The 10,205-nt window shown below is 54.0% G+C and carries 11 protein-coding genes and 2 tRNA genes; 6 read left to right on the top strand and 7 right to left on the bottom strand.

Annotation, left to right across the window (positions count from 1 at the left end; genetic code table 11):
• Positions 1-355, bottom strand: a 355-nt coding sequence (locus tag JE47_RS0117960; protein ID WP_160173297.1) for a helix-turn-helix domain-containing protein, incomplete at its 3' end; no start/stop codon positions are given.
• A gap of 126 nt (positions 356-481) precedes the next feature.
• Here JE47_RS0117960 and JE47_RS0117965 point away from each other — a divergent pair.
• From JE47_RS0117965 to JE47_RS0117975, 3 genes are all read left to right on the top strand, one after another.
• Positions 482-1,570: a sensor histidine kinase gene (locus tag JE47_RS0117965; protein ID WP_051871200.1), complete on the top strand. Its 1,089-nt coding sequence runs from the start codon at positions 482-484 to the stop codon at positions 1,568-1,570.
• Between the two features lie 162 nt (positions 1,571-1,732).
• A complete protein-coding gene (locus JE47_RS0117970) occupies positions 1,733-3,079 on the top strand; it encodes an AAA family ATPase (RefSeq protein ID WP_031461080.1) in 1,347 nt (448 codons plus the stop codon).
• Complete coding sequence (locus JE47_RS0117975) at positions 3,054-3,674, top strand: RloB family protein (protein WP_031461081.1); 621 nt, start codon at positions 3,054-3,056, stop codon at positions 3,672-3,674. The genes JE47_RS0117970 and JE47_RS0117975 overlap by 26 nt, the downstream gene beginning before the upstream one ends.
• Before the next feature lie 43 nt (positions 3,675-3,717).
• Here JE47_RS0117975 and JE47_RS21850 read toward each other — a convergent pair whose 3' ends face one another.
• On the bottom strand, positions 3,718-3,882 hold the full coding sequence (locus JE47_RS21850) for a hypothetical protein (protein ID WP_160173298.1): 165 nt from the start codon (positions 3,880-3,882) through the stop codon (positions 3,718-3,720).
• Between the two features lie 279 nt (positions 3,883-4,161).
• On the opposite strand from JE47_RS21850, the gene JE47_RS0117980 reads away from it, so the two are divergent.
• A complete protein-coding gene (locus JE47_RS0117980; protein ID WP_236631294.1) occupies positions 4,162-4,695 on the top strand; it encodes a hypothetical protein in 534 nt (177 codons plus the stop codon).
• Between the two features lie 228 nt (positions 4,696-4,923).
• Here the strand turns inward: JE47_RS0117980 and JE47_RS0117985 are convergent, their stop codons facing one another.
• The 5 genes from JE47_RS0117985 to JE47_RS0118005 all read right to left on the bottom strand — a co-directional run bounded on the left by JE47_RS0117985 (position 4,924) and on the right by JE47_RS0118005 (position 9,109).
• The gene (locus JE47_RS0117985; RefSeq protein WP_031461083.1) at positions 4,924-5,619 is read right to left on the bottom strand and encodes a metal-dependent transcriptional regulator; all 696 of its coding nucleotides are present in this window, start codon (positions 5,617-5,619) and stop codon (positions 4,924-4,926) included.
• 173 nt (positions 5,620-5,792) lie between these two features.
• Positions 5,793-6,155, bottom strand: coding sequence for an antibiotic biosynthesis monooxygenase family protein (locus tag JE47_RS0117990; RefSeq protein ID WP_031461084.1), 363 nt, complete (start codon positions 6,153-6,155; stop codon positions 5,793-5,795).
• Positions 6,156-6,172: 17 nt separating this feature from the next.
• A complete protein-coding gene (locus JE47_RS0117995; RefSeq protein WP_031461085.1) occupies positions 6,173-7,237 on the bottom strand; it encodes a FecCD family ABC transporter permease in 1,065 nt (354 codons plus the stop codon).
• A complete protein-coding gene (locus JE47_RS0118000; protein WP_031461086.1) occupies positions 7,234-8,301 on the bottom strand; it encodes an ABC transporter substrate-binding protein in 1,068 nt (355 codons plus the stop codon). Before JE47_RS0118000 ends, JE47_RS0117995 begins: the two co-directional genes overlap by 4 nt.
• Positions 8,282-9,109, bottom strand: coding sequence for a heme ABC transporter ATP-binding protein (locus JE47_RS0118005; RefSeq protein ID WP_236631295.1), 828 nt, complete (start codon positions 9,107-9,109; stop codon positions 8,282-8,284). The genes JE47_RS0118000 and JE47_RS0118005 overlap by 20 nt, the downstream gene beginning before the upstream one ends.
• Before the next feature lie 649 nt (positions 9,110-9,758).
• Here JE47_RS0118005 and JE47_RS0118010 point away from each other — a divergent pair.
• Positions 9,759-9,835, top strand: a tRNA-Ile gene (locus JE47_RS0118010).
• A 50-nt stretch (positions 9,836-9,885) separates the two neighbouring features.
• A tRNA-Ala gene (locus JE47_RS0118015) sits at positions 9,886-9,961 on the top strand.
• The last annotated feature ends 244 nt before the right edge of the window (positions 9,962-10,205 follow it).

The following is a 10,205-nucleotide window of genomic DNA, read 5'->3' on the forward strand; positions in this document are numbered from 1 at the left end:
GCTTCAGTTCCACCAGCCGGTCGGCCAAGAGCTGCATCGTCCAGCGCTCCCGGCCCTCCGGCGGCGCGCTGCAGGCCAGGGCGATCAGGAACGCCTCCTGTTTGCTGTCCAGTTTCGGCTGGGCGCCAGGCCGGGGGCGCTCCTGCAAAGCGGCTTCCAGCCCCTCCTCTCCGAACCGTTTTCGGATGTTCCGCACCGTCTGCGGATTCACCTTGAGCACCTCGGCTATCGATTGATCGGTCGCGCCCTCTGCTGAAAGGAGCAGAATCCGGGCCCGAGTAACCATCCGGGCTTTCACTTCCCCCTTCTTCAGGAGATCAAGCAGGGACAAGCGCTCCTTTTCGGTCAGCGTCACCACGTATGCTTTGGGTCTGGGCATGGCTCCTTCCCTCCACGAGAGTAGTGTGGAAGAAAGAATACCCTATGAGACCAGTGTGGTCAAGTACTAGTACGCGGCGGATTACGCCGCCGTTTATTATTTATGAATCTTTTAAGTATCGCTGCTGGGGCGATAGCACTGTTAACAATCACGATCATTTTTGCACCGGGCTTACATGATCGACTGATGATCGCCTGGTTAGGACCACACTGGACAGACGCGGCTGATGCGAACATGGTGGAAATGGAACGAGCAACGAATGAAATCTTTACATTGGCTATGCTTCAAGCCCTGACTATCAGCAGTGGAGCGGCCATGATCGTAGCCGTCGTTGTGAGTGTGGTCACATCACGACAAATCGTACAACCAATCGAGCATCTCTTGCAAACTACACACCGAATTGCCACCGGCCATTATAGTGAACGGGTACCACTGCTCGGCGATCACGAACTGAAACGACTGGCAAGCCAATTTAACGTGATGGCAGCCGCATTGGAGTGTGCGGAACAACGTCGAATAGCGCTGATCGGTGATGTTGCCCACGAGCTGCGTACCCCACTGGCGACGATTGCCGGCTACATTGAAGGGATGCTCGATGGAGTGGTTGAGCCTGATGAAGCAACCTGGGCATTAGTGCTTGACGAAGTTTATCGCCTGCGCCGATTAACCAACGATTTGCAAGATTTATCGCGCCTCGAATCACACCAGATTGGATTACACCTGGAACCGATAGAACCGATACATTTGATCGAGGCTGCATTAGCCCGCCTGAGACCACAATTTACTACGAAAGGTATCGCGCTTTCCGTACAGGTTTCTCCACATCTGCCACCGGTCTGGGCCGATCGTCATCGAATATTGCAGGTTCTGGTCAATTTGTTGGGAAATGCTCTGCAATATACACCAACCGGTGGACAGGTCATTATTAACGCCGATACCAATGGTGATGCTGTGCGTTTCTGCATTCAGGATACCGGCATCGGCATCGCTGCCGAACATCTTCCGCATCTCTTCGAGCGCTTCTACCGCGTCGATCCCTCGCGCACACGGGCAACCGGCGGCACCGGGATCGGTCTCACCATCTGCAAGGCGTTGGTAGAGTTGCATAGCGGGCAAATAGGAGCGGCGAGCGACGGCCCAGGACAGGGATCGACCTTTTGGTTTACCTTACCCTGCTGCAATCACTCATAGCGTACCAGCAACCCGCATCCTGCATTGTAGCTGTGCATTGATCAGAAACTGAACGTAAGCCTCTTTGACAACGTTACACGTTCCATTGACAACATATCGAATTGAGTGTATACTTGATGTGAAATATTCACACGTAACCATTTTTCGTGTACGATTTCTCCTATGCTTATTGAATTCAGTGTCGCCAACTATCGCTCATTCCGCGATCGCGTCACACTCAGTATGGAGGCGGCGGATATTGCGTCGCAACCGCCTTCGCTCGACGAGCAGAATGTCTTTACCACTCATCGTGGACTGCGCCTGCTCACAAGTTCGGTCGTCTACGGCGCCAATGCCAGTGGGAAAAGTAATCTGGTTGCGGCGATCAATGTGATGCGCAAGCTTGTGTTGAACTCATCACGTGATCGCTGGACGAGCAGACTGATCGACATCGAGCCTTTTCGGTTGAGCACGACAACCGAAACCACGCCATCGATGTTTGAGATCGTCTTCCTGGTCGATGGAACGCAATACCGGTATGGGTTTGCGATTGATCGCCAGATCATCGTTGCAGAATGGTTGTACCGGCTGGGAAAAGCGCGCGAGGCGACGCTTTTTGTGCGTGACAGGCAGGCTATCAAGATCAATCCGCGCACATTCCGTGAGGGACGTGATCTCGAAGTTCGCACCCGACCCGACGCGCTTTTTCTCTCCGTGGTTGCGCAGTTCAACGGCGCTATCGCAAGGCGTCTGACGGAATGGTTCGCCGCTCTTGATGTCAATACCGGTGTGACAGATTGGGGCGATATGGCGTTTGCGCTTGCCAATTTTGATACCTCTCCATATCGCCAGACCATCGAGGCCTTCATTCAGCGCCTCGATACCGGCATCGAACACCTGGAACCGGAGCGTCTCCCTCTGACAGAAGACGAACTTGATAACATGTTGGGATTCTCAGTGCATATAAGGCCTGCATTTCTTGATGAACGTTTCCCCTATGGTGCAACAGTCGAGCGCATTCGTGTGCATACCTACCATCAGCGCTTCGATGCTGAGGGACGACCGGTTGACCGCGTTGCATTCGACCTCGAACGTCATGAGTCGGCAGGCACGCAGCGGCTCTTTGCGCTCGCACCTCCCATCATCCGCGTCCTCAAAGAGGGCGGGGTGCTGGTGATCGACGAGTTTGACGCTCGTCTTCATCCGAATCTGGCAATGGAATTGATCCGCCTGTTCAACAGCCCAACCACGAATCCGCACCATGCGCAACTTATTGCGACAACCCACAATACCAATCTGCTGAGCGCAAAGCTGTTCCGACGCGATCAGGTCTGGTTCGTTGAAAAATCGCGCCAGGGCGCCTCCGATCTCTACTCGCTGGTAGAATATCGTATCGACGGCAAAATTGTCCGCAATGATGCATCGTTCGAGAAGGACTATATCCTTGGGCGCTACGGCGCCATCCCCTTCATTGGCGATCTCCGTGAACTCCTGGGAGTATCCCATGGCGAAGCACGAAGGGAGGATTAAACGACATCAGGGACGCCGCGGGCGCATTGTTGGTCGGCGCGAGGTTCGACAGCGCTTTCTGATCGTTTGTGAAGGCGAACAGACTGAACCCAACTATTTCCGGGCTTTCCAGGTTCCTGGAGTAGTTATAGACATTCGCAGTACAAATAATCGCGGATTGGATATCATTAACAAGGCAATACAGCTTCGTACCGAAGATGAGTATGATCAGGTCTGGTGCGTATTTGATCGCGATGACCTGCCAAATGCTATCATCCACCAAGCCTTCAATCAAGCGAGAAGGGCAAATATTAACATTGCCTTTTCTAATCAAGCGTTCGAGTTATGGTATCTCTTGCATTTCGGGTACTACAACACTGCCATGACGCGCAATGGTTACCGCACACGGCTATGCAGTTATCTGAAACCTCTCGGGTACACATACACAAAGAACAGCACAAATATGTATACCGTTCTTCTTGACCGACAAGCCACCGCGATTGATCATGCACGCCGCCTGTACAATCAATACAACCCCTGGGATCCAGCGACTGCTGATCCCTCAACGACGGTTCATCTGCTCGTTGAAACATTGAATAAGCATCGGCGCCCATAATGGAATAGCGGCGAGAACTCTCACTGATAGACGACCACGGGCACTAGCCCACTATCATCGCCGGGATAAGCAGATGAACGCCAAGTGGATGACGCTGACGGTTGTGGTGATAGGATGGACACGCTGATGGTACGACTGGAATAGCAAAGGGATATGCGTGCGCAGGTTCCCGACTGGCGACACTCACCATTGCCGTCGTCGCTGTCATGGATGGCTCTCTGATACCCCTCGCGTAACGAGCAATCAAGACACCTAACATCCCTACAGCGTATCCCATACCTGTTCCGGCAATTTCCTGGGTTTTGGGGCTATTGCATCACATGGCGAACGGCGATTCGTGTGTTAAGATAGGCAATAAAGCGAGACAGCGATCATCAGGGTTCATCGCATGCATCTTCAGGAGCAACGTATACGGAACCTGTATGAGACACCTTGGAGGGGAGACAAGTGGAATCGTATCATTAAGGCGTATTGAATGCTGGCGAAGATGATCACCGCAGTTCAACTTATTCCGTACAGGACTTCCAGCGACGACTACGCTCTCACCGAGCAGCTCAAGGCTCATTTTGCTCAGATGAAACAGGAACGTTATCCAATGTATTTGACGCTAGATGAGTTTGATAGAGTCCTCCGGTGGAAACTGCGTGGTCAGTACGGAAGACAGCGGGAGCGACGCGCAGCAAATACGGCTGAGGTAGTACGTGTCGTAACAGAAGCCGCTCTTTCTATCGAACATCCTGACAACGATTACGAAATTGAGCTACGGTTTGGGATACTATGCACACTTCGGGGAGTAGGTGTTCCGGTGGCATCGACCATCCTGGCTTTGGTATTTCCTGAAAGATATACGGTGATCGACTTCAGAGGTTGGAGGCAGGTATTTGGTGAAGCGAGAAGAACATTTTCGGTTTCAGACTACAAACGATACCTTCGCGAGATTCAGAAGCTAGCACAAGCGTTGGGATGGCATGTCCAGGAAGTTGACCTGGCAATTTGGGAGTATGATCGTATCAATGGCTGAAAGGCCGTTGTAACTACAGACAGAAGGCTCACCCATATTTGCACCCGATTCCGTGCCACTGCACTTCGCGACACGGCTGAACCCAACCGCCGGGCTGCGTATAGCCGACGTGTATGGCGGAGTGCAGGCACGCGGCCTTCGCCAACCGTAGCAGGCTTTTGCGTCAGGCTCAGCTCTCGCCACACCACTGAGATACTGCTGAAAACTCCCCGTTTGGCTAACCCATAGCTACTCGATCACCACAAATAGTGCATTGGCAATCCGCGGCCCTAACACTAACACTCGTTGATCAACGGCAATGACACAGCGCTGGAAGGGATCGAGAACTCGCACAAGGCTACGCCCCGGTAACAGCTCATGACTCCAAAGCCGTTGCAACAGATGAGGCTCGTAGCCCACCCATTCGGCGATGCGGGTTAAGCGACAGCGCTGCCCTAACGGTGCATTCGATACAGGTATCTCGCTCGGTACCAATTCACTCCGTCCAGGGATCGGGTTGCCGTGCGGACACACCAGCGCATGGCGTGTTTGTTCAGCCACCCGCTCAAGAAACAGCGAAGAGACTACTGGCACCAGCCGGATGGCCTCGCGATGAACAAATATCCACGGTACGCCAAGCACATCGAACAAGAACCGCTCGAGCAGGCGATGACGCACAACCAGTTGTCGAGCCAGTGCAGAGCCGTTCGCAGTTAATACCAGTTTCCCCTGTCTATCGGCGGTTATCAACTGGCGCGTCAGTAAACGTTGTAGAATCGGCAAGGTCTGCTCAGGCTCACCGCGCAAATAACGCAATAATTGAGTGGTGAAAACTGCTTCGTTATGTTCAGACAGATCGGCCAGCACAAGCAGACACCTGGCCTCAGTTTCCGCGAGCTGCATAATTCCTGGTGCAAAAAGGAGCGGTAGAGAAGATGTGACCATGGATAACACTCCACTGCGTAATGATACTTATGTCAATTCAAGAAGATCGGCGCCGACCTTAACGAGAGTCCGAAGCATCGACGCCGATCGCTCGCTATCTGTTACTGGCAGCGGTGTTTACACGCACGCCATACCGGATCAGTCAGCCGACAACCATTGCGCTGATCGGGTCATCACTCACTATGAACCCTAAACGGCTTTCCACGTGGCTCTGCCTCCAAATCAGGTCGGCTTGTATCGAGAATGATCTCGTGCAATTCGAGTTTATTAGGTGCGACAAAAGCTTCTTTCGGTAATGTACCGGAACGAGCATGTCCCTGACGAAATTCGTCCGACCGCACCCATGCCTCGAAATGGGACCGACTCTCCCAGGTGGTAAGCACGATATAAGGATCACCAGGATTGACTGGACGAAGGAGCTGATTGCTGATAAATCCAGGCATCCGGTCAACGAGACGGGCACGATTGCGAAAGGTCTCCTCGAACAGCTCTGCATAGTCGGGATGAACGAAAATCCGATTCGCTGTCGTAATCATGGGTTATCTCCTTAAAACTAACTCAATCCGTATTGTCGTCGAGTCCGCAAGATGAGGGCCAGAAAGAACGGGCCCCCTGCGAAAGAGGTAAGCAATCCAACTGGAATCTCGGCTGGTGCAGCCAGGGTTCGTGCTAACAAATCGGCGAACACGAGCAAGATAGCTCCTCCAAATGCACACGCCGGGATAAGTAGACGATGATCTGGCCCAATTGCCAGCCGAACCATATGCGGCACAATCAGGCCGATAAACCCAATTGGGCCGGTAAGCGCTACTGCTGCACCAGTAGCCAAGGCAGCCATCAACACTGCAAACCGTTTCACCCACTCAATGTTGACACCGAGATGGCGGGCTTCGGCTTCACCCAACGCGAAGAGGTTGAGATAAAAGCCCAACCGGGGAGCCAGGACAAGCACTAACAGAATTGGTGGAGTTGCGGCTAATACCGTCTCCCACAACGCGCCCCCCAACCCGCCGAGCGTCCAGAAAACAATTGAACGCAACTGAGCATCGTCTGCCAGATAGGTCAAGAGACCCGTCGTCGCGCCAGCGAGCGCGTTGAGGGCCAGGCCCACCAGCAAGAGCATCGCGATGTCGGTGCGACCATGGCGCCGCGATAAGCGATAGACGAGCAGCGTTGTTGCAGCGCCAGCCAGGAAGGCAGCTACCGGTAGCGTATAGATACCGAACACTGCCACTCCACTGATAATCGTAAAAACAGCGCCAAGTGCAGCTCCACTACTCACCCCGATCAGACCGGGATCGGCCAGCGGATTACGGAATATACCTTGTAAGAGAGCGCCACTAACTGCCAATGCTGCTCCAACCAGTCCTCCTAACACGACGCGGGGAAGGCGAATGTTCCACAGCACAGCTATTTGTTGTTGAGAGACGACGGGTTCTAGGGAAATCCCCACCTTACTGAGCAGAATAGCTACAACTGCATCGGGTGGAATAGGCACAGCCCCAATGCCCATACCCAGCAAGAGAGCAAACCCAAGCATCACGGCTAGCACCGGAAAAATCCAGATTCGCCGAATGACCCTCACGGGGCGAGTGACCAACACCGTAGTTGCGCTCATGATCCCTCCGCTTGTGCCACAGCGTCACGGAAAGCGGCAACCAGTTCGGCCAGTGCTTGACCGGTACGCGGCCCCATTCCCAGCAGATAGAGATCGTCAAAGTCGATGACTCGTCGCTGTTGACCGGCCGGTGTGTCGGCCAGACCGGGAATCTGGAGCAGACCATCGATACCACCAACTGATTCAAGACCCTTGGAAAGTACCAGGATTATATCTGGCTGCGCAGCAATCACCATCTCAGCACTGAGCGGAGCATAGTTCACAATACCGGCCTCGGTCGCGGCATTCGTTCCTCCGGCAGCAGTAATCATTGCATCAATCGCGGTATTGGCGCCAGCCACCTGTTGCACATCCGTTCCACGCAGGTAGAGAAACAACACGCGCGGCGAACGCGCTAAAGTACCAGCTTCGGCACGCGCACGAGCGATCTCGGCTTCAACCTGACCAGCCAGTTCATACCCTCGTTCTGGGATACCAAGCGCACGAGCCACAAACAGGATCTTTTGCATTGGCGCCTCTAGCGTTGGCGGATCAGCTACCAACGCTACCGGAACTCCGGCTGAACGAATCTGAGCCAGAGCCTCCGGAGGACCGGCAGCCTCATCCCCGATCACCAATGTCGGATTCAACGAGAGAATACCCTCTGCACTTAGCCGACGCTGATAGCCAATGTTAGGCAGAGCTTTGGTCTTCTCGGCGGGATATGTCGCGCTTGAGTCAACCCCAACCACGAAATCACCCATCCCCAACGCAAAGATAATCTCTGTAATATCGCCGGTCAAACTGACAATCCGGTCAACCGAATCGATAACAACCGTTTCACCCTGATAATCGGTTACTGTTGCCGGCAGTATTGGTTCAAGCGTGGCAACAGCAGTTGTTTCAGAAGCTACAACCGGTGCCGATGTTGGTGCTGAAGCTGTGGTCGGTATCGGGGCAACCGTTGGTGCACTGGTAGGCGCCGGAAGAGAGGTTGGAACTGTCGCGGAAGTACCGGTGCCACAGGCAGCAAGGACAACCAGCAAAAGAATTAGCGTGAAGCATTTAGCGAACCTCGACCACATACGTATATCCACTCCTTTCAGTACCTTCCGGCAAACTAAGTACAAGCGGCGCAGCCACCTGCGGATGCGGCTGCACAATGATTGATACACCGTACACGTCGCTTAGCAGATCGGCACGCAGGACATCCCATGGCTTACCGATTGCACGGAGACATCCCTGATGCATCACTCCGACCCGATCAGCGTACAAAGCGGCTAAATTCACATCGTGGAGCACAATCAGAGCGGCGCCACCCTGATCGGCGAGCTGGCGGGTCAGACGTAACACCCGATGTTGATGACGTAAGTCGAGCGCAGCGGTTGGCTCATCAAGCAGCAAGATAGGCGTAGTCTGAGCCAAAACGCGCGCCATATGTACCCTCGCCTGTTCACCACCAGAAAGGGTCGGTAACGGACGATCAGCGAACAGCGCTGTTTCCGTTCGAGCCAGAGCCTCTTGTGCAATGATGCGGTCTTCTTCGCATTCTGCACGACGGTGTAGATAGGGTGCCCGACCCATAAGTGCCACTTCCAACACGGTGAAGGGAAGCGTCAACGCGACTTGCTGGCGTAGTACGGCACGCCGTTGTGCCTGTGCGAGCGCAGACATCTGGTGAAGTGGTTTGCCACAAAGTTGAATTATGCCGTTGCATGGGGTCAGATCACCGGCAAGCAGGCTCAAAAGTGTACTCTTGCCGGCACCATTCGGCCCAACGAGGGCAACCACCTCACCGGCAGACAGTGACAGTGATACCTCACGGAGCAGCCAGCGTCCATCGATGTGATAGCCAATATCCTGAGCGACGAGCAGTTCCATAGGCAGTGACATACTATTCAGAACGTGCTAAGCGACAAGATTAGAATATACTAATTTAATAAGTTTGTCAACTTAAAACAGTAATAAACAACTGAATAGTAGCCGCTCGCCGATCCCAACACCTGAATGGAACGTTTCCTTACAATGGTAAGAGCAATCCATTCATCACAACTGAGCGTATGTGAGAACAAATGATGAATAATGACATCACTCAGGGCTTTTCAGAGCTTTCAGTTTCAGGTCGCCTTGGATGATCGGACGATGCCACAATGGATCGACACCGACGCCCCTCACCCATCCGCGTCACCTGGGTGCGCGGGCCTCCGGCCCGCGGTGGGTAGTGGGTAACGGGACGGTATCGGCTAGCGCACGCGCACACCATCACCCCTAGCCCCCGCAAGTACTCTCCGCCCAACGCGGAGACGAACGTGATTCAGTGCACCAATGAGGCTCTGAGCCGGATATCATCTTGGGGCGGTATGCTGTACGCTACCGTCTGCCATGCGGACAGGTTGGGAATCGCTCCATCCCGCTCACTTCTCTCCCCTCTCCCATCGCTCCTTACCTCTGCCGGGTAGGATGAACACGTTGAAAAGCCTTAGACATAACGATACCAACTTGACATCCCCCCCAGACTGTGTTATACTTCTCCGTGTTGCGAGGGCGTATAGCTCAGCAGGTTAGAGCGCAATCCTGATAAGATTGAGGTCGGTGGTTCGAGTCCACCTACGCCCACCAACCGCGAGAGAATAGGGAATGCCTCTCCATTCTCTATTCTCTCTTGTTTTGGGGCGATAGCTCAGTTGGTAGAGCATCTGCTTTGCACGCAGAAGGTCAGGGGTTCGAGTCCCCTTCGCTCCACCACATATCTTCCTCCCCCCTCCTGCTGTACTAAAGGCCGTGGCGTAACCACGGCCTTTAGTGCTGTTGGGGAATTGTGTGGTGAGCGGCTGGGATCCATTGGCGTATCAACATTCCGTCGCTCCGCAAGCACTTCCATGCTCTTCGCAAGCGAGGTAGGAAACCCGCCGCTCCCGATGTTGCGCCGGGCTTGACCGTACCTTCGTTCCGGCACCCTGGCAAGCGCACGATGCGAGCCAGAGGCTCG

The organism is Chloroflexus sp. MS-G (assembly GCF_000735195.1).
GTDB lineage: Bacteria > Chloroflexota > Chloroflexia > Chloroflexales > Chloroflexaceae > Chloroflexus.